This is a genomic window from Flexithrix dorotheae DSM 6795 (assembly GCF_000379765.1).
Classification (GTDB): Bacteria; Bacteroidota; Bacteroidia; order Cytophagales; family Flammeovirgaceae; genus Flexithrix; species Flexithrix dorotheae.
The window spans coordinates 84,614-109,522 of sequence record NZ_KB903441.1 but is presented as its reverse complement, the minus strand read 5'-3'; the positions used below and the strand labels follow the sequence as shown (position 1 = coordinate 109,522).

General features: G+C 36.5%; 17 protein-coding genes. 9 read left to right on the top strand and 8 right to left on the bottom strand.

All coding sequences use genetic code 11. The features are described 5' to 3' along the window. The first annotated feature begins 59 nt into the window (after positions 1-59). Positions 60-1,445, top strand: a complete 1,386-nt coding sequence (locus A3EM_RS0114760; protein WP_020528995.1) for a sodium-dependent transporter — start codon at positions 60-62, stop codon at positions 1,443-1,445. 359 nt (positions 1,446-1,804) lie between these two features. Here A3EM_RS0114760 and A3EM_RS0114755 read toward each other — a convergent pair whose 3' ends face one another. Beyond that, positions 1,805-2,584 carry a hypothetical protein gene (locus tag A3EM_RS0114755; protein ID WP_020528994.1) on the bottom strand — a complete coding sequence of 260 codons (780 nt, stop codon included), beginning with the start codon at positions 2,582-2,584 and terminating at the stop codon, positions 1,805-1,807. Positions 2,585-3,293: 709 nt separating this feature from the next. Here A3EM_RS0114755 and folB point away from each other — a divergent pair. Genes folB through A3EM_RS0114740 form a run of 3 tightly spaced genes read left to right on the top strand, consistent with a single transcriptional unit; the run spans position 3,294 to position 5,251 of the window. After that, positions 3,294-3,659: a dihydroneopterin aldolase gene (gene folB, locus A3EM_RS0114750; protein WP_020528993.1), complete on the top strand. Its 366-nt coding sequence runs from the start codon at positions 3,294-3,296 to the stop codon at positions 3,657-3,659. Between the two features lie 50 nt (positions 3,660-3,709). Continuing rightward, entirely contained in the window at positions 3,710-4,852 is a 1,143-nt protein-coding gene (nspC, locus tag A3EM_RS0114745) for a carboxynorspermidine decarboxylase (RefSeq protein ID WP_020528992.1), read from the top strand. Positions 4,853-4,858: 6 nt separating this feature from the next. After that, on the top strand, positions 4,859-5,251 hold the full coding sequence (locus A3EM_RS0114740; RefSeq protein WP_020528991.1) for a hypothetical protein: 393 nt from the start codon (positions 4,859-4,861) through the stop codon (positions 5,249-5,251). 160 nt (positions 5,252-5,411) lie between these two features. Here the strand turns inward: A3EM_RS0114740 and A3EM_RS0114730 are convergent, their stop codons facing one another. From A3EM_RS0114730 to A3EM_RS0114720, 3 genes are read right to left on the bottom strand one after another with little or no spacing between them, the layout of a single operon-like run. Beyond that, entirely contained in the window at positions 5,412-6,626 is a 1,215-nt protein-coding gene (locus tag A3EM_RS0114730; protein WP_044238532.1) for a heparan-alpha-glucosaminide N-acetyltransferase domain-containing protein, read from the bottom strand. A gap of 40 nt (positions 6,627-6,666) precedes the next feature. Next, positions 6,667-7,752 (bottom strand): family 20 glycosylhydrolase, encoded by a 1,086-nt coding sequence (locus tag A3EM_RS0114725; RefSeq protein ID WP_020528987.1) that lies wholly within the window; start codon positions 7,750-7,752, stop codon positions 6,667-6,669. A 51-nt stretch (positions 7,753-7,803) separates the two neighbouring features. Beyond that, a complete protein-coding gene (locus A3EM_RS0114720; protein WP_020528986.1) occupies positions 7,804-11,154 on the bottom strand; it encodes a VCBS repeat-containing protein in 3,351 nt (1,116 codons plus the stop codon). A 373-nt stretch (positions 11,155-11,527) separates the two neighbouring features. Here A3EM_RS0114720 and A3EM_RS42470 point away from each other — a divergent pair, with 373 nt between their 5' ends. The 4 genes from A3EM_RS42470 to A3EM_RS0114700 all read left to right on the top strand — a co-directional run bounded on the left by A3EM_RS42470 (position 11,528) and on the right by A3EM_RS0114700 (position 18,735). Beyond that, a complete protein-coding gene (locus tag A3EM_RS42470) occupies positions 11,528-12,115 on the top strand; it encodes an RNA polymerase sigma factor (RefSeq protein WP_020528985.1) in 588 nt (195 codons plus the stop codon). 172 nt (positions 12,116-12,287) lie between these two features. Further along, entirely contained in the window at positions 12,288-13,376 is a 1,089-nt protein-coding gene (locus tag A3EM_RS45855) for a FecR family protein (protein WP_020528984.1), read from the top strand. 226 nt (positions 13,377-13,602) lie between these two features. Beyond that, a complete protein-coding gene (locus A3EM_RS0114705) occupies positions 13,603-17,127 on the top strand; it encodes a SusC/RagA family TonB-linked outer membrane protein (protein ID WP_020528983.1) in 3,525 nt (1,174 codons plus the stop codon). A gap of 18 nt (positions 17,128-17,145) precedes the next feature. Further along, the gene (locus A3EM_RS0114700; RefSeq protein ID WP_026210302.1) at positions 17,146-18,735 is read left to right on the top strand and encodes a SusD/RagB family nutrient-binding outer membrane lipoprotein; all 1,590 of its coding nucleotides are present in this window, start codon (positions 17,146-17,148) and stop codon (positions 18,733-18,735) included. A 67-nt stretch (positions 18,736-18,802) separates the two neighbouring features. On the opposite strand, the gene A3EM_RS0114695 is transcribed toward A3EM_RS0114700, so the two are convergent. The 3 genes from A3EM_RS0114695 to A3EM_RS0114685 form a co-directional block, all read right to left on the bottom strand. Then, positions 18,803-20,338 (bottom strand): PQQ-binding-like beta-propeller repeat protein, encoded by a 1,536-nt coding sequence (locus tag A3EM_RS0114695; protein WP_020528981.1) that lies wholly within the window; start codon positions 20,336-20,338, stop codon positions 18,803-18,805. Then, the gene (locus A3EM_RS0114690) at positions 20,331-21,839 is read right to left on the bottom strand and encodes a hypothetical protein (protein ID WP_020528980.1); all 1,509 of its coding nucleotides are present in this window, start codon (positions 21,837-21,839) and stop codon (positions 20,331-20,333) included. The genes A3EM_RS0114695 and A3EM_RS0114690 overlap by 8 nt, the downstream gene beginning before the upstream one ends. 320 nt (positions 21,840-22,159) lie before the next feature. Beyond that, the gene (locus A3EM_RS0114685; RefSeq protein ID WP_157637896.1) at positions 22,160-22,567 is read right to left on the bottom strand and encodes a hypothetical protein; all 408 of its coding nucleotides are present in this window, start codon (positions 22,565-22,567) and stop codon (positions 22,160-22,162) included. 447 nt (positions 22,568-23,014) lie between these two features. Here A3EM_RS0114685 and A3EM_RS0114680 point away from each other — a divergent pair, with 447 nt between their 5' ends. Continuing rightward, a complete protein-coding gene (locus A3EM_RS0114680) occupies positions 23,015-23,683 on the top strand; it encodes a hypothetical protein (protein ID WP_020528978.1) in 669 nt (222 codons plus the stop codon). A 337-nt stretch (positions 23,684-24,020) separates the two neighbouring features. On the opposite strand, the gene atpG is transcribed toward A3EM_RS0114680, so the two are convergent. Continuing rightward, on the bottom strand, positions 24,021-24,908 hold the full coding sequence (gene atpG / locus A3EM_RS0114675; RefSeq protein WP_020528977.1) for an ATP synthase F1 subunit gamma: 888 nt from the start codon (positions 24,906-24,908) through the stop codon (positions 24,021-24,023). Position 24,909 lies beyond the last annotated feature (1 nt).

The window sequence follows — 24,909 nt, the reverse complement described above, 5'->3', positions numbered from 1 at the left end:
AAATGGAGTACAGGTATGAAACCCAAGGGAGTATTAATTATTTAAACTAGACTTAAAAAATGGCGGTAAGATCAGGTTTTTCAAGTAGATTAGGATTTGTAGCAGCAGCTGCAGGATCCGCAGTAGGGCTGGGAAATATTTGGAAGTTTCCCTTTGAAGTTGGCGCAGGGGGTGGTGGTATTTTTCTCATCATGTATTTATCATTTTGTTTTTTATTATGCTTTCCAGTGATGGTGGCCGAAATTGCCATAGGTAGAAAAACCCAAAGGAATCCAGTGGGGGCCTTTAAGGTTTTGGGATTTCCAAAATGGAGTATTATAGGAAAACTTGGACTGATCAGTGGAGTATTGATTTTGTCTTATTACAATGTTGTGGCAGGTTGGGCATTTGGGTATTTCATTGAAATGGTAATGGGAAATTTTTCAATTGGTGAGCAATTTGGAGACTACATTAAAGATGTGGTAAAAGTTGGGGCCTACGGGATAGTTTTTATGGGAACTACTGCATTCATTGTTTCAAAAGGAATTGCCGGAGGGATTGAAAAAGCCGCCAAATTGTTAATGCCTACCTTAGTCATTATTATATTAAGCCTTGTGGTTTATGCCCTAACCTTAGACAATGCCTGGGATGGAATAAAATTCTACCTGGTGCCAGATATATCAGAAGTGAAACTGGAAGTGATATATAAAGCCCTTGGGCAGGCCTTTTTCTCACTTTCACTTGGTATGGGAGCACTTATTACTTATGGAAGTTATGTTGGAAAAAACGAAAATATTATTTCATCGGCAGTCCTTATTACACTGGCCGATGTGGGTATAGCATTCATAGCCGGACTTATGATGTTTCCCCTTGTATTTTCTCAGGGACTACCTCCAAATGGTGGTCCGGGACTGATTTTCGTTACTCTTCCTGGAGTTTTCGGATCACTCGGTGGTGGACTAGGTGTTTTTATTGGATCTCTTTTCTTTTTGCTACTTTCTTTTGCCGCACTCACTTCTACGGTTTCCTTACTGGAAGTTCCGGTTTCCTATGTGGTGGATGAACTGGATGTAAGAAGAACAAAAGCTGTCTGGTTAGTTGCTCTCGTAATTTTTGTGGTTGGCCTTCCTTCATTAATTGGTAATGGATATTCGGCAATGTTTACCAATTTCATTACTTATATTGGAGATGAAAATGCCACAAACTTTATGGATTTTGTAGGTCATGTGGCCAATGATAGTTTCTTGCCTTTAGGAGGGTTCCTAATCTCTATTTTTGCAGCATATATTTGGAAAAAACCGAGCTTTTACGGAGAGATTTCTAAAGGATATCCTGAATTTGAAAATTCCATTTGGAGTAAATATTTAGGATTTGGCGTGAGATTTTTATGCCCTACAATTTTAGGACTATTATTTATTCTTACCGTTCTGGACCGTTTCTTTGGTATTGTAATTATAGCCGGATAATCATGACCTTTTAAAAGCAGAACTAAAATAATAAAAAACATAACATGGAAAGGAAATTCGGTTTGCTTATGAAAGGGATTTGTAGTGATTGAAATTTCCTTTAATCCTTGAAATAAAAAAAGCATGGTTATGAGTAAAACCATGCTTTTTTTTGCCTTAAAATATGTTAAAGGAGGCAAAATGCTACATTTCTTATAGTATTTGCTAAAAATCTTGTAGAGGAATAATGAAATCTTGCGGAAATTTGAGCTTTATTTTATTCAGTAAGAATAGAATAATCACTTTCATAATTGGGGTAGGTTTGGTGTATTGCACTATGTCTACCTTTTTTTTATGAAGTAGATTGATGGATGATCCAGTTACCGGTTTTGAACAATCATACTCAAGAGCTCCTTATTTCTTTCGCAATCGTACACCACCATACTTTTTTGAACATTGGTGGCTGCTTTTTCAAAATTCCGCTCATTATAGAATTTTATAGCTTTATTGTAATACTGTAATGCCATCAATTTTTCAATGGCAATGGTATTATTTATCTTGTATTTAGGTTGATAAACATCTTCCTGATTATCAAGTTGTTGATTGTCTTTTTGGTACTGAGCCATTCTTGTTTTCACAGTGCCCTTGTTTACTATAAAACCATAATAAGGGTCTGTAGATTCGATTAAAATGAGTCTTTTGTCTGTGGGAATAGTCAGATAAATGTGGTAGTTGGTTTCATGAATATTATAATCATAACCCAGATGCTCCAGAACATAGGCAAATAAAAGGGTGCCAGTCAGGCAATCGTATTTACCCGAAGTCATAGTTTCTCCAAAAGTAGAAAGTGGTTCATAGGTTTTGAAATATTTAGAAAAAAGGGTTTTACTTACCTTATTCAGGTAATACATATCTGACTTATATTTCTTTTTTTTCTCCTTTAGCTCAGCAATCAGGTGACCAAGCTCCGATTTTATCTCTTGTTTTAATTTAATATTTAGGTTTTCCTCAGGGGCCAACATGAACCCAATCGTGTCCTGTACTTTTCCTTCTGCAAATATGCTGGCAAAATCCTGGGTAAAGGTATTGTTAGTTTGATTTTGACCATTGGCAATTTGAATTAAAAAACTCGCGATAAAAGAAATCCAAAAAAATCTCATGGCTTTCAGTGTTAAGTGAATATTAAGTTTTTATTTTTTAGAACGCCTCTTTTTTGATAATGTTAGAGTTTCAATCAATTTAAGAGTTGTTTTGTTAACTTTAAGTTAACATTAATGTAAAACTAATCAATTTAAAGTAATATTTAGTTAACATTAAGGTGAATTTTTATTAACTCAAAATATTATTTTTAAGAGGGCTTATATTAGAATAATTATATTATTTTAAGACTTACTCTTTATAAAAAAAGAGGTGTAAAATACTGATTTTTAGCGTCTTAATATTTAAAGATGGATGAGTTTAATCCTGAGTCTCTAAGTGTTTGTTTGGGTTTATTAAGTAAAATCGAATTTTTATTTTAATGTTTTAAACCTAATTCCAAAGAATTGTTAATAAGCACAATAAGGAAAATAGGGTATTTAATTAATCCGGAAAAAGCCTCATTTATTATTCCAGCCAATAAGTAATTGTCAGATTAATGATAAAACTTAATGAACCCATCAATAAGAATTGTTCACTGCTTGTCCCGTCTGCTATTTTCGCCTGATTTCAAATGTAGAAATGATTGGAAAGTCTTTTATTGTCATATTTTTTACCTTCATCTTAAGATACCAACCTATATTTGCGCTACTAAGGATTTTGCAAGCTTGGTAGAAGGTGTAAGAACCTGAAGCTTTAACAAATTTTCATGTTATTAATACTACAGATGAAATGGGAAGAATTAAATTAGAAGGAATTGAATTTTTTGCCTACCATGGGTTTTATAAGTCAGAAAGACAAGTTGGGAGAAAGTTTGGAGTAGACCTTGAAGTGGCTACAGATTTTACCAAAGCCGCGGAAGAAGATTCGCTGGAAGAAACCATCAATTATGAAGATTTGTATAAAACCATAAAATCGGAAATGGAAAATCCTGTCCATTTATTGGAATATCTCGCCAATAATATTTGCAAAAAGATTCTGGATTTATTTCCCAATGTTATTGAAGTCACCATTACCATCAAAAAATATAACCCTCCCATTGGAGGAATCTGCCATAGTGCCGGGGTTACCCTTTCCCGGTCTCGAGAGGCAATTTAAAGTAAAGGGCAGTTTGTGAGGACCCATCATTTCATTTTAGATTTAAATCAATGTCAGCAATAAATTTTAGTAAAATTCCTTCGCCCTGTTATGTTTTGGAAGAAAAAAAACTCAGGGATAATTTAATGATTTTGGACCTTGTGCAACAGGCCTCCGGAGCCAAAATTATCTGTGCTTTAAAAGGGTTTGCCATGCATAGTGCTTTTAGCCTGGTCAAACAGTTTTTGCCAGGAACTACTGCAAGTTCTCTGCACGAAGCCAGACTAGGAGCGGAAGAGTTTGGAGGGGAAGTTCATGCCTATTGCCCGGCTTATCTGGAACAGGAATTTCCAAAAATTATGGAGCTTTGTGAGCATATTACTTTCAATTCTCTAAGCCAGTGGGAAAAATATAAACCGTTGGTGCAAAATGCTTCAAAAAAAATTTCCTGCGCCATCAGAATAAATCCGGAATATTCCGAGGTTACTACTGATTTATATAATCCATGTATTCCCGGATCGAGGCTGGGCGTAACTTCTGATAAACTTGGTGATCGTCTGCCAGAAGGAATTGAAGGGTTACATTTCCATACGCTATGCGAAAGTAGTGCTGAATCATTGGAGAAGACGCTTGAGGCTGTAGAAGAAAAATTTGGCCATTTGCTGCATGAAGCCAAATGGCTGAATATGGGAGGTGGACATGCGATTACCAGAAAAGGCTATGATGTGAATTTGCTGATTGATTTGATCAAGAACTTAAAACTGAATTATAACCTGGATATCATACTGGAGCCGGGGAGTGCTGTTGGCTGGGAAACAGGTTTTTTACTTTCTTCAGTTTTGGATATTGTTGAAAATCAAGGAACTAAAGCGGCCATGCTGGATACCTCATTCGCTGCCCATATGCCCGATTGCCTGGAAATGCCTTACCAGCCGAATATCATAGGTGCAGAGAAAAATGCCAATGGAAATCACGTTTACAAAATGGGCGGATTAACCTGCCTTGCCGGAGATGTAATGGGTGATTATTCCTTCCAAGAACCATTGGTGATTGGGGATAAAATCATATTTGATGATATGATCCATTATACCATGGTAAAAAACCATACTTTTAATGGTGTAAATCTGCCATCTATTGGAATATTAACTGAGGAAGGAGAATTTAAATTGGTAAAATCTTTTGGGTATGAAGACTATAAAGAGAGGTTGTCTTAGAGATTCGTGAAAAATATAGTGTTCATCCTTGTCCTAATAAATGCTGTAAATTGTTTAGCGCAGGAAAATAGTGATTTATATAATCATATTGATTCTTTAATCCAAATTGAACTAAAATATATACCTGACTCTACAACTGACCAACTTCCAAGTTACGAATGGGACTCAACAATAATTTTAATTCCAAATTTTAGTACATTTCCTGCTAACCCTTTTCCATTAATAATTCTAGATGGTAAGAAAATTAATATGGAAGAATTAAACAGGTATAAACTTCGAAAAATAGAATATATTCACATTTATAAAAAGGATGATTTAAAAATGAGGGCCATTTATGGAACATCTTCCAAGAATGGAACGGTAATTATTCAGTCTATCAAAGCTAAAGGAGATAGGTAGAAAGAGAAGCATTGGGTAATTTACTTTTAATTTATTTCAGGGTCTTCTCCCGAGAAAGACCCTGATGGGATATTTTTCAATTGCTTCAGGATTTTTCGATTTGAAAAGTTTTTTCCCAAAATATTGACCCATCAGTGCTGCTATAAGAAGGCGAAGGGGTTTAAATCTTCAACTTAATCCCAACCCTGTTTAAAACTCCGGTAATCAGAATAATGAATAAAGCAAAAAGGAAAGATTTAATTAATCCTATTACTCCGGTTCGCAGTGACATGGGCAAATAAATTCCAATTAAGGCGATAACGGGATAATAAAAATAGGGAATAAGATAACAGGTGAGGGTAGCAGTTCCGGCAGGTTTTATGATTTTTGCCCAATTTTTTTTGCCGAAAATATCCACAATAAGAAATAGAACCGGATAAATTAACAAACTAATGCCAGTGCAAATTCCCACCCATGCCGGGGTGGCTTGTATTTTGGAAATCCCCCAAAAAGGCCTAGTCCCAAACCCATAGGCCAGGGAAAGTAATCCCATGCCAGCTATAATCAGGATAAAAATATAAGGTTTATTCGATTCTGAGAAATTGATATAAATAACAGATGCCAATACACCTGCCATAGTTAGAGCGGGCATAGAACCATCTCCTACAATCCACACATAAGGTTTAATCAGCTGCATAAAATCCAGCCATCCGGCAAAAACTCCTACATTAAAGAGGTTGAAGAATACCCAAATTGCAGTTATTGTAATTAAGTTATTTCCACCGATAAGGTAAGCCAGTGAACACAGCAGATAAGACCAGCCAATTAAACCAAGGATACCCCACCAATGAGTTTGCATCCAAATAGGATTGTCAGCTGTGCCTCCTTCGTAAATCCAAGCAAGAAAAACCAGGATAGCGTAACCGAAAAATTTTAAACCATTGTATAATTTATGTTTGCCATCATTTTCAGGATATACATTCCAGATGAGTACAAAGGCAAAGGCCATTAAAATTTCCCACCAGTATTTGTTGAAACCAAGTGCTTCCTGATTAATATTTTCAAAATTGACCATGTAAACCCCCATCAATAAGAGGGCAAAAACACGCTCGGCAATATGAATCAGAATATTTTTGGTATCATCTCCTTTGCTTTTTCTATTCCTGATTGCAAAGGGAATGGAAAGGCCAACAATTACTAAAAAAGCAGGAAAGACAATATCTGCCAGCCCTAGTCCATCCACATCGGCTGGCTTGTGATCCAGCCATTCCGGAATATTTGATAAAGTCCAAAGGTCATTTACGAATATCATTAAGAGCATGGTAATCGCCCGAAAAATATCTATGGAAAGAATCCTGGTTTTTGTTCTTCTTTCTAGTTGGGAATGTACTTCCATTTTTGTTTTAATTGAATTCGATTGCTTTTTTGAAGAAGGTTTACTTACGATTTAATTCTTCAAAAAGTGTTTTAAAACATTCTGAAGGACCTTTTCTCCTTTCATTGGCTTCAACCTCTTCATAATAAACCTCCATAAAACTTTCTGGTCCTGACCAAACCGTTTGCATCATTCCCAGGTATTTTCCAGATAGGGTTTGATTTGAATGTGCCTTCAGGATTTTAAGATCTGTAACCTGCTTTTTTGCAACTTCTGGTTTATTCCAGGGGCAGGTGATTACCTGAAATCCTTTCATGGCAAAATAGGCTGCTGTAGGTTCCGGTCTTTCATAATGCCAGTCGCATATCACCACATCTTTGGGAATTAAATCTATGGCCCGGTGGGTGTTGTTCATACTGGCTTCCCACATACCGAGCCCGGTAGTTTTTCCATCCAGTAGCCTGTCACCCCAAATCCATAATTTCCTGTCTTTTAGGGTAAGGTGATTCCTTATTTTTGTAACTTCACCGGCAAATAATTCTGCCTTATCCAATCCAGAGCACCTTGGGCATTTGTCATCACCAATATAAAAAACTTCATCCATTCCCGCATGGAAATCTTTAGCTTCAAACACATCCATGATTTCATCCACCAAATCAAAAACTACTCCATGAACTTCGGGATGAAGCGGGCAATAGCTTTTGCAGTAAAGTCCATCTTCATTCGGCCATTCGTACTTTTCTGGCATTTTTACATGTGGTGTTTCATCAAATTCCGGATATTTTACCAGCAAATTATAAGTTGTTTCCGCCCACGATTGATGGCCTAAAAGGTTAATCTGGGGAATAAGATTAATACCATTTTCCTTACAAACATTTACCAGTTGCTTTACTTCCTCCTCCGATAGGGCATCCTCATCTCTCAATTCTGGTCTGCTTTTGTACTGGTAGTTAAAATCTACCCTGAGTAGGAGGGTGTTTACTTTTCTGGGTACAAGGTCCTGTTGTATAAACTTCAGAAATGCAGGCAATCCTTTCGATTTTGGTGCCGCTATACAAAATCCTTTTACCTCAAAAGACGCTTCCTGAGCTTTAAGGTGAAAAGTAAGAGTGATTAATATTATTGAGGTGATATATTTCAATTTCATTATTTAGGCCTTTTCATTGAAGTTAGGAAATTATACTGATCAAGGGTTGTATTACTGATCACTCTTGCTGACCCTGAAGGCTTGGAGGTAATCATTATTACTACCCACTATTATTATTTTTCCGCTATTGCTTTCAATAACTTCCAGACTTTTCACATCATAAGGAGTAAAAAAGCCACTCTTTTCAGGATGAATACTTTTAAAGTCTCCTTTGCCATTTCCCTTTAAGAAAACCCCATATCCGGCATCATTTCGTGCGGTTTCGACTTCTGCATCATAGAGGTTACCGGCAATGAGAATATCCAGCTTTTTATCATGGTCGAAATCCTCAATAATTATATCGTTTCCAACAGAGAATTGGGCTTCTACAGGCAAGGCATGAAACTCAAACTTTCCATCACCTAAGTTTTCGATATAAGCAGAGGCAAAAGTATTGGCTTCATAGTGAAGAGATTTATCCAGATTTTTATTACCGTAAATGTCAGATAATTCGGAGGAGGCAAACATATCGTAAGTTTTGAATTTGGTATTAAGCATGGGAACTTGTTCAGAAGAACATGATTTTCCCCTCAATGGATAAAGTGTTCCAAAATTGTAATAAGCCAATACGATATCTTTTTTGCCATTTTTGTCAAAATCATTGTAATACACTTCAAAAGGCTCCTGATCTGAGGCTTTATATTTGTAGTTTAAGCCCAGGTTTCCTGCAACAAGATCCATATCCCCATCATTATCTATATCTGCTGCCTCCAGACCAAACCACCAACCGGTTTTGTCCTGTAATCCTAAAGTGGCCGTCACATCCACAAATTCACTTCCCTTATTTTCAAGAAAAGTTATAGGCATCCATTCCCCTGCCAAAACCAAATCCAATAATCCATCTCCATTAAAATCCATCCATTTCCCATCGTTCACCATTCCAATATTGATTAAGTCTTTGGCCATTTGCTGGGTTACATCCACAAATTTGCCATTTTCATTGAGCAATAAAGTACTACTTGCCGGTTCGGGATAGGCCCAGGGAATATGGCGTCCGGCTACGAACAAGTCTAAATCGCCATCTTTATCAAAATCTGCCGCCCTCACTTTAGAGCCACTCGTCCTCATTTCTGGAATCAGGTCTTTGCTAGTTTCAAAATTTCCTTTGCCATCATTAAGATATAGCCTGTCCTGATACATTTCTGACTGGGGTTCGAATTCATTTCCGCCACTTACCACATATAAGTCCAGATCTTTATCTCCATCAGCATCAAAGAAAGTGGCGCCTAAATCTTCGTAGAATTTATCTCCAGAAAGTGCCGGAGAGGCTTGTTTGATAAATGTGCCATCAGGTTTTTGAATAAACAGCGCTCTTTCATTCCCCGTAGAACCTCCAGCATAGAAATCCTCCAAACCATCATTGTTGACATCTCCTTTTGCCAGGCAAGGTCCTAATCCAGACATTTTATGTGGGAGAAGTACTTGCATGGTGTAATCATCAAATTCATTTTCAACATGTTTGAAAGACAAATTAGCGCTTGTTGTGATATTACTGAAAAGGGTTTGCGATAAAGGCTTTTCAGGGTTGGAAACAGGTTTGGCATCATGATAATTAACCTCTATTACCTGATTGGCTTTTACGTTTTTCAATTCCTGTTGATTTCCATCAGGCCATTGAATAATAATTTTATCAGCCTTTTTATGTTTGCCCAACCCAAAATGAACAATTTCCTCACTGGTAGAATACATCCCCCGCACACCTGTGATTTCGAAATATTGCTGTTCACCACTTGCTTCAAGCCATACTTTCGTGCCTATCCTTGCCACTGATTTTTCTTCTGATTTAGGAATTATTCTAAGGTAATTGTGACCCGAAATTTCAGTGGCTTTATTTTCATAAATTGAAGCCAGATCATTTACATTATTAATTACCAAATCCAGGTCGCCATCGTTATCCAGGTCGGCATAGGCAGAGCCATTTGAAAATAATTTTTCTTCAAATCCCCAATCGGAATTTACTTTTTGGAAGGTTAAATCTCCTTTATTCCTGAAAGCGTAGTTTTGCAATTTTTCGGAAGGAGAAAATGCAATGGCTTTTTGCATATCGGCAATATCCCAAACACCCACATTTTCATCAGGATTTGGGTTTTTAGCCAGATATTCTTTGATAGAACCCTCTACATATTCCTTGAACTTCTTATTCGAGTCTGTATTTCTAATATCTCTTAAAAGCCCGTTAGTTACGAAAATATCTTTCCAGCCATCGTTATCCAAGTCAGCAAAAAGGTTAGACCAGCTCCAGTCGGTAGAAGCTACTCCGGCCAACTGGGCAATTTCACTGAATTTTTCCTCTCCCAGATTTAGCTGAAATGTGTTGAACATATATTGATAATGACCGCCATCATTTACTACCTTCCAAAAAGCTTTTGGATTCATTCCCCCCATATTTGCCTTGAGCCGATAATTGTCTTCGGCCACCATATCTACTACCATGAGGTCAAGTTTACCATCATTATTAATATCTCCTGCATCTACTCCCATGCTGCTGAAGGAAATGTGTTTCACTGATTCATCAATTTTATTGGTAAAAGTGCCATCGCCATTATTAAAATAAAGCCAGTCACCTGCCCAAAAATCATTGCTTACGTATAAGTCAGTCCAGCCATCATTATTCAGATCACTTGCGGTTACACTATTTGGAAAACCAGTTTTAAAAAGCCCGGCCTTTTTGGTAACATCCTTAAAACTGTTCCCTTGATTTTCAAGTAACTTACAGGCATATTCATCAATTAACAATTCCTTGCCGAAGTAAGGAGAGTAGTCTCCAGGGTTGGGAGGTTGGTTGAGTAGAAAAAGATCCAGATCACCATCTTTATCATAATCCAGGAAGGTTGCATGACGGGTTCTCTGGTTATCATCAACTTTATATTCTTCCGCACTTTCTGTGAAAGTATTGTCCCCGTTATTGATGTATAATTTATTTTTTCTAAGTTCAGGATTATCGTCATACAGTTCCCTTGTAACATAAATATCAGTAAAGCCATCCTGATTCACATCCCCAAAAAGTACACCTGAGGACCAGCCTCCATTATCCATTATACCTGCTTTTTCGGTAATATCCTCAAACTGTAAATTTCCTTTATTAAGGTAAAGCTTATCCGGAACCAGATTTCCTGCTAAATAAAGGTCTGGAAGGCCATCATTGTTGATATCGCCTATTCCTACACCCGCTCCTCCATAATAGTTCGAGTAAATAAGGATGCTGTGTGCTCTGGTATCAATAATATCATTGCTAAAGGAAATACCAGAGTGCTTTGGAGAAACCAATTTAAATAATTTTCCCTCCCTGGGATCCGGATCATTAATCCCGGTGAATGAAAATAAAAATATGCAAATTAAAAATAATGGTAAAGTTGCTTTCATAGTGCATTGGTTTGATGACTTTTAATCGATCAAAATTTTGGGTTTATATTTCCGCCAATAAATTATTATTGACTTTAGCTATGCGATTTGTTTATTCTAAAAAATATTAAAACCTTCAAAAATACAAGGAAATGGTGCCAGAATAAGGAATAAATTTAAGGTAATGATGAGTATTTCCTGCAAATTTCCGCAAAAAATGGTTGACTTTATGTAATTATTTCCAGTAATTATAACAATTAGAACAAAAAAATACTTTCAATAATCTTTGCAAGATTTTAAGTTTTACTTAAATTGATCGAAAAATGGAAGTGATTACCACAATTACAATACTAGGAGATACCTAAATATGAAATGAATTAACACATATACTAATATGCATAGTAATGAAGGTGATTATAAGGTTTGGATAGACCTTAAAAATGGAGAAAGAGAGGCACTGGAATATATTATCAATAAATATTACAGTGATCTTTACTATTATGGCATTAAACTTTCCAAAAATCCAGAGATTAGTGAAGATTGTATCCAGGATATGTTGATTACCTTGTGGGAAAAACGAAATGCTCTCCAAATAATTTATAACCTCAAGTCTTACCTGTTTAAATCTTTAAAAAGAAGGGTTGTTCGGGTTTTGGCGGCAGAAAAAAGAGAAGAGGCGCATCAGGAAAACCTGAAAAATATATTGCCGGAATTTTTATTCTCTGTGGAGGATAAAATAATTGGGAAGCAGCAAACCCAAGAAAATAAACAAAAATTAATCTCCATCCTCTCTAAGCTCTCTAACAGACAAAAGGAAATTGTTTATCTAAAGTTCTATCAGGGGTTGAATTATGATGAAATAGCTGAAGTGATGTCTTTAAAAAAACAATCCGTTCACAATTTGTTGCAGGAGGCCATTAAATCGTTAAGAAAAAACTTTTTTTGCCTGGATCGCCATTTGTCTGTTGAAAAGTTGAAATAAAATTTTTTCTTCCTGATAATCAGTGAGTTATTCTAGTTTTTGATTTTTTTTTCAGTAATTTACAGTAAGAAATCCAGAAGGTAGTATCTATATTAATAGGTAACAAGAGTTTCTCTAAAAGTAGATAAAAGACGACTAAACTAGATTTTTTAACAGCTCAAGCTGGTTTTATATGGATTTTGGAAGATACACAATCGATGATTTTATTTGTGATGAAACATTTCAGCAATATGTGTTTCATTCGGACAAGGATCATTTTGATTTTTGGAATGATTGGGTAGAAAGAAATCCACACAAAATTTATGAAGTAGAGGAAGCCAGAAAAGTTTTGCTGGAGCTTCAGGTAGGTAAAAGAACAAGGCTTCCTGAAGACCATCTGCTAGATATTAATGATAAAATCAATCGAATTCTTGATAAAAAAACAAATAACCTCCATACTGTAAAAAGGAACAAAAATTTCGGTCACCTTGAAGAGAAAAAAGGAAAGGTGAGGAGTATTCAAAAAAATATTTTTGGATTGAATAAGGTGGCGGCTGTTGCTGCCTTTTTGGTTTTGGCTTTTACTGGAATTTTTTATGCAATTGAAGTTAGCCGGGATGCCGTTACAAAGGAGGAGCTTGTAATGATTGAAAAGTTAGTGCCCAGGGGGCAAAAACTAACACTTACCTTAAGTGATGGCTCTGTAGTGAAGCTAAATTCGGAGAGTAAGATCCAGTTTCCTAAAACTTTTTCTACGAATAAGCGGGAAGTTTTCCTTGAAGGGGAAGCTTATTTTGAAGTTGCCCGAAATGAAAGTAATCCTTTTGTAATCCATACTGGAGAAATCAAAACTACTGTACTTGGTACTTCATTTAATGTAAGAGCATATAATCATAACAAAGTACAAGTTGCAGTAAGCTCTGGGAAGGTGAAAGTGGAAAATACAAAAACTGAACTGGAGTCTGTTTTTTTAAGTTCTAATGAGATGGCCAGATGTGCGAATGATAAAATTGAATTAAGTGCATTTGATTCTGAAAAGTATTTTGGCTGGAAAGACGGGGTTTTGGTTTTTAAAGGAGCAAATATTGACGAAGTCATTTCTGCATTGGAAAGGTGGTATGATGTTTCAGTGCATGTTGTTGATAAGGAATTAATTACTGGGAAATTTGAAGGAACCTATAGTAATAAAAGCCTGGATGTGGTAATGGAGGGAATTAGTTACACTTCAAAATTTACCTATACAATTGAAAATAAAAACTTAACTATAATTGGAAAACACTAACATATTGGAAAACCCTAATGCTCAATGCCTATGATTTAAAATATCTTTTTAAGATTCAAATTTTTACAGTTTAATTTTTTAAAACAGAGGTCAATAAAAAGCAAATGCCGACAATTTTTGGACGGAGAGTCGGCATTTACAGGATAAATTCGGCCTGTGAGTGTTTTTTATTTACTCAAAACCACTTAAAAGTATGAAATGGAAATTAATACGACAAATTTTTATTATGTCTAAACTCTTTTTTTATGGGATTTTTGTCCAATGTCTGGTCGGTTCTGTATTGTTAGCCAATAACGGAAACGCCCAGAAAGCCAGCATCGATGAAGTTTATCTTTCCTTAGAACTGGAAAACCTTACCTTAAAGGAAGTTTTTGAGGTAATCAGTACTAAGACAGATTTCGACTTTGCATTTAATGATTCCAGGATAAATAAAAATACCAAGATCAGTGTAAAGGTGGAGAACGAATCTCTTGGGAATGTTTTGCGGGATATTTCAAAGAATAAAAAATTGAAATTCAAGCGGATAGATGAAGTAATTCATGTAGTGAAAAGAGAGAAAAGTCTTTTTAGGTCGGTAGATGTAGAGGAGGATATTATTCAGCAACAAAGCGTTACCGGAACTGTAACAACTGCAGAAGATGCGGAGCCTCTTCCTGGTGTCAGTGTAATTGTGGAAGGATCCTCACAGGGAACTGTAACAGATATAGATGGTAAATATACGATTGAAGTTCCGGAAGGAGGTTCTTTGCAATTTTCTTATATTGGTTTTCTGGCACAGACTATTGCTGTTGGAAATCAATCAGTGATTGATGTAAAACTGGAAGCAGATATAAAACAATTACAGGAAGTGGTGGTGACTGCACTTGGGGTGGAAAGGGAAACCAAAGCACTGCAATACTCTGTGACTGAAGTAGGAGGTGATAAGTTTACAGAAGCAAGAGAAAATAACCTTGGAAATGCCTTAGTAGGACGTGTAGCAGGGGTAAATGTTTCGAAACCTTCCTCAGGACCAGCGGGTTCTTCCCGTATCATCATCCGGGGTAACAAAACCCTTGGTGGACAAAACCAACCACTTTATGTGGTAGATGGAGTTCCGATAGATAACTCTGGATTTGGTCAGGCAGGTCTTTGGGGTGGTAGTGATGAAGGTGACGGACTAACCAGTATAAACCCAGATGATATTGAATCGATCACAGTTTTAAAAGGAGCAAATGCTGCGGCACTTTATGGTTCCAGAGGTGGTAATGGTGTGATTAACATCACCACCAAACAGGGAACAAAGAGAAAGGGGATAGGTGTGGAATTTAATTCCAATTATGTAGTGGATAAATTGTATGACCAAAGTGATTTGCAAAATAAATATGGAGCTGGAAATTATGTGAATGGTGTAGCCACAAGGCCTACCACTGCCCAGCAGGCTTTCCAATGGGGCAACCAGTCTTGGGGTACTGCCATGGATGGCAGCCAGGTGATTCAGTTTGATGGGGTAGAAAGGCCTTATTCTTCTGCAGGAGACAATTTTGACCGATTTTTTGAAACAGGTCAGGCCTGGACCAATACGATTGCATTTAGCGGTGGTGGAGATAATCAGACTTTCCGATTTTCAATTTCTGACCTACGAAGTGAGTCTATTGTACCCAATTCAGGTTTTGATAAAACCAATTTAACCCTAAATATCAATTCTAAATTTGCCAAGAAACTGACCTTAAATGCTAAGGTTTTATATTCTCATGAAGAGGCTAAAAACAGACCACGATTATCAGATTCACCTAGTAACTCTGTGCAATCTGTCTGGAGAACTCCTCCGAGTGTGAACGTAGAAACTTATAAAGGTGACCCTAATAAACCAGGAGCCATCCCGGCAGGAACCAGTGATGAACTTTTAACCATTTACGGGCAGGGAGGTGATCCTAAGTTCCCTGGCCAGGAATTGTTGCCAGCAGCTAATAACTGGGGGCAAAACCCATATTGGGTAACTCAGGTCGAACAGAATACGGATATTAGAGATAGGTTTATCGCCAGTGGTTCACTTCGATATGATATTACTGACTGGTTGTATATGTCTGGTAGGATAGGAATGGACTGGTTTACCAGAAGAGATACCCAGTTAACTCCAGAAGGAACTGGATATAATTTGGGAGGGGCCAGAACAGAAGGAGAAGATCGTGTAAGAGAAATAAATATGGACTGGATGTTGGGTTTTGACAAGAGCTTTGGAAAAATTAATGTAAATGCATTTGCCGGAGGAAACAAAATGCATAGAGTGAGTGAAAGGATTTCTGCCAATGGAAATGGATTTAGTGTGCAGTTTTTTGATGCCATAAACAACGCTGCTACCAGGAACTTCGGTTATGGTTTTAGTGAAAGCGGAATAAATTCAGTCTATGGTTCTGCCGAAATTAGTTACGATGGTTACTTATTTTTAACTGCTACTGCCAGAAATGACTGGTTCTCTGTCTTAAATCCTGAATATAACAGTATTCTGTATCCTTCTGTAGGAGCAAGTTATATTTTCTCAGATCATTTAGAATCTCTTCCTTCCTGGTTAAGTTTTGGAAAAGTAAGAGCTTCCTGGGCACAGGTAGGAATTGCTAATATTAATCCCTATGATGCAAATTTGACTTACTCGTTAAATGGTAATACTCATTTAGGGTATAATATGGCTACTTTCTCTTCTGCCGGTGGAAATAATGGAAGTATTCCAAACCCTCAATTACAACCAGCCACTTCAACTGAAATGGAATTTGGTGTAGACTTGAGGTTCTTTGAAAATAGATTTGGAGTAGATTTTACCTATTATGATCAGAAAACCACTGATGATATTCTTAATGCGACAATTTCGAGAGCATCAGGTTTTGGTTCTACCTTTGTAAATATTGGTGAAATTACCAATAAAGGTATAGAAGTATTGCTGACTGGTACTCCAATACAAGGAGACTTTACATGGGATGTGGCCTTGAACTTTGCTAAGAATAATAATGAGGTGGTATCATTGATTGAAGGAAGTGATGAATTATCCGCTGAGGAACCAAGAACCAGAAATGTTAGAATAAAGCATATTGTAGGGCAGCCTTTTGGTACAATCACCGGACGGGTTCAACAAACTACTGAGGATGGCACCCCAATATTTAATGAAGATGGCACTCCATTGGCTTCTACAGATTATGTTCCAATAGGAAACGGAGTTCCGGATTTCACCGGAGGTTTAAACAACACCTTGAGTTATAAAGGATTTACGCTTGATTTTTTAATTGACTTTAAATCAGGTGGTGATATTTTCTCAGGAACAAATAACAGGTTAACTCAGTGGGGGTTACATCAGCAATCCCTAATTGGAAGGGCCGGAGAAGCTCCATTGCATATAAATGGTGTGGTGAATACCGGTACCCCGGAAGCCCCTGTTTATACTCCTGTGGATAGAGATCTTACTGTAGAAGAAGCAAATATTTATTGGAATAGAGTAGGCGGTGAAAGTACTGCAATTTCAAGCATGTTTATTTATGACGCCTCATTTGTTAAACTAAGACAGATGACGCTAGGGTATTCCTTCCCAAGAAGTATGTTAGCCAATACACCTATTCAAAACTTAACCCTATCCTTAGTTGGTCGAAATTTGTGGGTAATTAGTAAAAACATTGATAATGTGGATCCTGAATCCGGATATTCAAATAATGCCGGTGCACAGGGGCTGGAATATTTTGCCCTACCCGCCACACGTAGTTATGGTTTCAATTTAAGAGTAGGATTTTAAATCAAAACTGAAATGAAAATGAGATATATATATAAATTATTAATTAGTGGGTTGGCTTTGCTTGTCCCGCTAGCAGGTTGCGATACAGAAAAACTCCACAATTTAAATATTAACCCTCAGGCTTTGAATGAGGTAAATATGAACTTCCTTTTTTCCGCTGCTCAGCTAGGAGCTGCTTCCGGAGGATCTGAAGGAGATAACAGGTATATTGACTGGAGAACCAACATTGGTTATTGCTCTTACTGGGTACAGCATCTGGCGAATTCCGGAGGTGGCGGATTGTCATCTGGTGATAAGTATTTTGAAAATGTAGAATCTGACAATGCACCATGGGAATTTATTTATGGTGGCCAGTTAAAAAACCTGAATGAAGTATTGAAGCAAACAGGTGAAGGTGGATTTGAAGAAGGAAGAAGAAAAAATACCAGGGAAGCAGCAAGAATTCTTAGGGCTTTTCTTTTTCAAAGACTGACCGATTATTACGGAAATATCCCTTATTCTTCTGCCCTACAAGGTATAGAAGGTGAATTCTTCCCAGAATACGATAATCAACAGGCTATTTACACTGCTGTTTTAAGTGAGTTAGAACAAGCTGGTGCAGCCATAAGTGCCTCTAATCCAGATGATGGTTTTGCCGCTGCAGATATGATTTTTCAGGGGGATGTGGATAAATGGAAAAGATGGGCCAATTCAATTATGTTGAGAATGGCCATGAGAATGTCGAATGTGGATGCTGCTACAGCAGGAACTATGGTGACCAAGGCCCTTTCGGGTGCTGGAGTCTTTAATAGCAATGACGACATTCCCTGGGTGCCTATGTCAGAAACTCCAAGTCAATGGACTAATCAAAATGGAATTTCGCGGGCTTTTATCCCTGGTGATGGTGGGCAATCCCGTATAATGAGTAAAACCCTCATTGATGTATTGAAAGGAGACGATCCAAACAGCGTAGCTGATGATGATCCCAGGTTAATGATTTTCTCTGATGGTGTAAATGGGGATACCGATCCTCTTGCTCAGGAGGGAATGCCAAATGGTCTTGATGCAGGGACACTTGATGAATACACCGGGATTACAGGAACTAATCCTAATGAGTTGTTTTCCAGATTGAATGTGGCATTTATTGATGTGGATGATCCTTATATGTTGATGAGCTATGCAGAAGTAGAGTTCCTTCAGGCTGAAGCCATAGAGAGAGGCATTGGGACTGTTAGTGGTAGTGCAAAAGAGCACTATGATGCAGGTGTTAGAGCCGCAATGCAAATGTATGAACCATTTGATGCCTCATTTGCCGTATCCGATGCTGCTGTAGATGCTTACCTTGCAGCTTATCCTTACACAAACGGAGGTGCAAACGCTTTGGAAATGATAGGTACTCAAATGTGGTTGAGTAAATTCTTAAACTGGTGGGAAGCATGGAGTGATTATAGAAGAACCGGATACCCAAATTTAACTCCAATAGATTATCCTGGAAATATCACCAATGGACAAATTCCAAGAAGGTTAAGGTATCCTTCTCATGAAATTGCTACAAATAGTGATAATATTGCTAGTGGAGGTACTTCTCCAGACACGCACTTAGGCAAAGTCTGGTGGGATGTGAACTAATTGGATAAATTTTTAAACTTTAAAATCAAAAGCCATTTGCGAATTACTCGCATATGGCTTTTTTGAGTTAAGGAATTGGATATATCCCATCCCCATTAGAGCCCATATATGCTCCCCACTTTACCTCTTCCCTCATGGGAATAGACGTAGAAATTCTTTTTACTCTCATGCCTAAAAAGGAGAGAATATCAATATTTGGGCTATAATATTGGCCATATAAAATATCCAGATAGCCGTCATTATCGAGGTCTCCTATCCAGGGAGTAGTGAAAATATTTTTAAAATCAGGTTGCTGATCTATGGGTTGTATGGTGTTGGATTTGAAGTTTATAGCTAGAAGTTTATTTTGAATACCTCCTGTTATTTTGTTTGCAAAACTGGTGTTACAGTCGAATTCATTTATACTAATTATGGCTTCATCTATGCCATCATTATCCAGGTCGTAAACCACTGGAGAGGAAAACCCGGTACAGCCCATTGTGTTTTGGTAGGCAATCTCTCCATTTTTTCCATCCAACATAATTTGTAAGGAGCCATTATTCTCCGGCCAAACTCCTTTACTCACAAAAGTGAACAAGTCAGGTATATCATCATCATTAAAATAACCAACAGCCATACTGTTACTACACTCAGTGTTTTCAATTTTCTTTTTCCACATCTGACTCAGGTCTTTCCCATTAATGGCGAAAACTGTACTGGCATGTGAAATGGCTACAATATCCAAAATACCATCCTTAGAAATATCGACCGCGGTTGGCGGGGCAATAAAACCATGGTCTTTTTCAGAAGCAATATTCTCCGCATTTTTTAAGCCATTTGCAACAAACTCGGAAAGGGAAATCTGATATAAATTACCCGAAATAGTTTCGCCACCGGAGCCAAAAATTAGGGTATAATCGGCATTATCTGGTTGGGAAAAACAAATGGGGGACATGTATGATTCTCTGCCATCTGGCATAGTATCTCCTTTAATGATATTGCCATTTTTGGCGTCAAGGATAAGCAAAACACCAGGATAGCGGTCTTTATAGGAGTTGACCTCAGCCCTGGCATTTCCTCCATTAACAGTCAAAATATCCGCAAGTCCATCCTCATTTTGGTCCGGGATTAATACAGTATTGTAAAAATTATAACGGGCATATTTTAATAGGGAATCACTTTGATATTGTTCAGGGTTAAATTGCCAAATAACATCACCAGTTTTTCCATTTAGCGCTTTCAATTGAGGCCCTCTTCCTCCAATAATAATATCTTCTATTTTATCATTATCAATATCCAAAAAAGTAGCTGCTCCAAAAACCTGGTCCTGGGTTTCCTGTTGCCAGATTAATTCTCCATTCTGGCCATTTATAGCCAGTATCCCTGATTCACTGAATTGTTCTTCATTTCTGCCTGCCCCAATTATAAGATCAAGAATACCATCCTGATTCATATCAGTAGTTCGAATAGAGGATTGAGAACCTATTTTGTAAAATGATTTATCCCAGACTAATTCTGTCTTTTTATTTGTACATCCAAACAACAGCAATAGGGCATATATCTTAAAACCAAAAAAAATACACCTATTAACTGATGGGAGGGCCATCCTCGTTTTTTTATTCATTATTTGACTCAATCATTATATCTCCCAAAGAATTGTCTAATTTCCTTTGTGCCCTTAAACTTTCAATTTCTTTTAAATCGGTCTTGAACCTGGAAAAATCATATAAAATTTGTGCCTGATCATCTACGATCATTTCTCCTTCAAGATCATAGATTAAGTCATCCATCATCATTTTAATGGCTTCTTTTTCCAGCTTTTCTTCATTATTGTTTCGGGAATTGGTAAGACTTGTTAACTCATCGATGTTTAATTTGTCCTGATTACTCAAATAAATTTCCTTCAACAGCCTTTTGCGGATATTTTCTAAATGAATATTATGATTTTTCTTTTTGATAATAAAACTTCTATACAGAGGATAGGCTAAAAAAGCTGAAAAGAAAAATGTTGGAAACCAGCCAAGTACAAAGGAGAATTGAGCAGGGTTTGAGAAAAGTGTTCCTAAAATACTTTGCACCAGGAGGTTATCTGAATTGTTTACCGTATAAAGTATACCGGAAGCCGCTTCCGGGCTTAAAACCGTGGATAGAAAAAGGATGCCTCCAATGAGATTGAACAGAGCAAAGAAAATTATTGCGGCATTAGTACCAACAGAATTACCAGTGATTTCATATTCTGGTTCGTATTCATCCCAGTACCAGGTAATGGGAAAATTTTTCTGGCTTCCTGCTTTTCTAATGAGCGTATAAAAATCTCCGAACAACGTACCATTATCACTTATTTTACCTTCTCCATCAAAGTTTAACAACAATTTTGAGAAGAAATTTTCGGCTTCAGGTTTCCGCCAGCTTGCCAAACCCATTAATTCATTTGTAGTAATAATTCCTTTATTTTGGTTGATATAGGAAACGGCTTCTTTCTCATTTTCAAGGGGATGAATTTCCACTCTTGGTGGACCAAAAACAAAATCATACACTGCGGCTACTTTACTTTTTTTATTTTTATTAATGGCCCCAGATCTTGGCTGATAGACTTTGTGTCTGTATCCATACCTGTCTTTGGAGTAAACGGTGTTTCCCGTAATTGTATGCCAATAAAAAATAGATCTTAACTCGCTAAAAAATATTTGTGTAATCATGAAATTTCCAAAGGAGCCTCCTCCAGATTTTTTAGAAGAACTTCCAGTATCAGAATCATTTTTACTACTTGCCGCAATGATGATCAGTATTAAAATAACAGTGAATATGACGAAATAAACCAGGAGAACTACGGTGATTAAAATCTTAAAAATAATCATTAAAAGCCCACCAATGTAGGCTTTTATCTCTGCCCATTTTTCTTTAAATGTCTTTTCAGTTCGGAGGAATAGTTTATTGCCAAAATCATAAATCAGGTCGCCATTTTCTGTGACTTTCAGGTTGCATCGGTATTTTTCAAAAAGTGTCTCTAAAACAGATTTTGATTCCTCAATTCCAAGGCCGGTAATGGAGGAGGCATCTGCCACAGTTAGTTTCGTCTGGTTATTTTGAATACTTTTTATAATTTCCTTTTCTGGGTTGGCCATTGGTTAATTAGTTTTTTGTTGATTCCGAAATAAAAAAATACCTGAGTAAATGGTTAGAACACAGGTCGAAGAAGTACCACTAAAATTACACAATGGATGGGAAAAAATGGTAATTTCTAAACTCAATTTCAGGAAGTAGTAGCCTAAGAAATAAAAATATATATCGTATCGGATGGGAAAAAATGGTTTAGGCTATTTGGGAGTGAATAAAAAGCCTTGAAGGGAAAAAATGGGGAAGGTGAGATGCGAAAAAATGGAATTAAAAACGGCAAATAATGGAAAGAGAAAAAATATCTCACCTAATATTTTAAAATGCTGAATTACATAAATCCAACTCTATAAGCTTTCCATTCCCATGAAAAACTTCTGTTATGCGCTTTTCCTACAATCAGGCTCTCGTTTACAAGGGTACCCTCATATACAGAAAAGTTATTATTATAGCTAAAGGAGATTGTATTTGTTTCTCCATCCTGGGACCAGGCGTCATTTTCAGGAGTGATATCATGAGGATGAGAAGAAACTAAAGTTCCATTTTCACCAAATACAATATCGTAAACCATATCTTCATCTTCATATTTCCAAACGGTTCCCTGTAAGTCAATAGTAGATAAACTTTGGATTTGGTTTACCGCAAATTCTGCTTTTCTCGGTTGCTTCTGAGATGGGTTTGTATTAAATGCCATCAATAGCAAAGAAGCAATTAGTAAATTTAATTTTAGTAATAGCATAGTTTCAGATGTTAATTTTCAATTTATCTTTTTGTTAGTTTAGATATTAGGAAGTGTGTTGTAGGATTGGATTGAAGAATTATCTTTATTGTAATGTTAAAAGTAAAAGGTTTTTTTAATCAGAACAAACAAATTAAATAATATTGACACTTTTTATTACATGGAATCATCAAATAAAAATACTAAAAATAGTTGTTATTTTGCTTTTAAGGAGGGTTTTTAAAGTGGATCCTGTTTTATTGGAATAAAACCCTTCGATGTAAGGTTTTTTAAAGAAAACAAATTTTTTTCACAAAAAAACGATAACAGTTTGAAATTCGTTGTAGGCATATCCATTAATAAAACACTTAAATTTGGAGTAGAACTCTGAATCTGGATGGGTTCAATTTTTTATTTTACCGGATTATTTAAATAGACAGTATCACTTAAGCAATACTAAGAAAATTTATGGCAAGGCTGGCAAATCTGATATTTGAAGAAAAAAAGATAGAAACCATTTCACCAGTGAATTTAGATGAAAGGTTTGCAAATGGTTGGAGGCATTTTGGGAAATATTTCTTCAGGTACAATATGAATATCCATGAGAATCAAATTTGCCAGGTTCTTCCCCTCAGAATTGATCTTGACCAATTTCAATTTTCCAAAAAGCACAGAAAAATTGTTTCAAGGGCAAAAGGCTTTAAAACGATAGTTCGGCCGACAATTATCGATGAGGAAAAAGAAGAACTATTTGAGCAACATAAAACCAAGTTCAAACAAAGTGTTCCAAATTCAATTTATGATTTTTTATCAGAAGAGCCGGCAGTGGTTCCCTGTGAGGGACTGGAAGTAAGTGTTTATGACAGTGACAAACTAATCGCAGCCAGTTTTTTTGATATAGGAGCCCAATCCATTTCAAGTATTTACGGAATGTATGATCTATCCTACAACAAATACAGTCTTGGCATTTATACCATGCTGGTGGAATTGGAATTTTCCATTACCCATAAGAAAAAATATTATTATCATGGATATTGCTATCAGGTTCCTTCTTTTTACGATTATAAAAAAAGGTTTGCTGGGGTAGAATACTATAATTGGAATGGGTTATGGTTGGCCTTGGAAAAAGGATTCTGAGTCTGGTTCGGCTCTTCTAAATATAAGTATGAGGTAAAGTCTTAGCAGGTTTTAGAAATACTTAAACTTTTCTTATCTGTAATGCATATTCATTAATCGAAACAAATCTTAGCTTAATCGAAATAAGCCAATTCTTGAATTTTCCTGCCTTACTTTTACATTAGTAACTTATCTAAATGATAAGTTCAAGTAGGATATTTTAAGGATTATTTGGTTTAATTGTTAAAGCTAAGAGCTCAATTCGTTTCGGATTGAGTTCTTTTTTTTGTAGCTATAAAAAAGCCCTTTATGAAATTGTTATTCATAAAGGGCTTTTTATAAAATATATCTATAATCCTTATCCGTTTGCAAGTGCTTCTGCACCACCCACAATTTCCAAAATTTCTTTGGTAATTGCTGCTTGTCTGGAACGGTTATATGTTAATTTCAATTGCTTCAATAGTTCCTGTGCATTGTCTGTGGCCTGGCTCATGGCTGTCATTCTGGCTCCATGTTCTGCAGCATTAGACTCCAGGAGTGATTTATAAAAACCAATTCTCAAAGAATAGGGGATGAGGTCCCTGATAATTTCTTCCTTTGTAGGTTCGAAAATGTAGTCAAGATTTAAGCTTTCATCTTCTTCTTCATTTTCAACTTTGGCGATAGGAAGGAATTGCTCAGTTCTTACAATCTGGGTAGCTACATTTTTAAATTCATTATATACTAAATCTACCACATCGAAAGTTCCTTCTTCGAATCCATTCATGGCAAACTCAGCAGCTTCCCTTGCACTTTCAAAGTTTAAGTCGGCAAATAATTCTACGTAATCATTTAATAAATTATAGTCCCTTCTTTTAAAGAAATCGTAGCCTTTTTTACCTACACAGAGCAACTTAACCTTTCCCTGCTTTTCCAACTCCGCATATTTATTTTTAATAAGAGCAACTACGGCCTTGCAAACATTTGCATTAAAAGCACCACACAAACCTCTATCAGAAGTAACTACCATGATAAGTACATTATTCACCTCTCTTTCTTCCGCATATTTATTTTCAATATCTCCGGTAATTGTACCAGAAACATTCGACAATAATGCAGATAGTTTTTGGGAATAAGGTCTTATTTGAATAATTCTGTCTTGTGCTTTTCTCAACTTAGCAGCAGCAACCATTTTCATGGCTTTTGTAATTTGCTGAGTTGATGTAACTGAACTAATCCTATTCTTTACCTCTTTTAGACTAGGCATC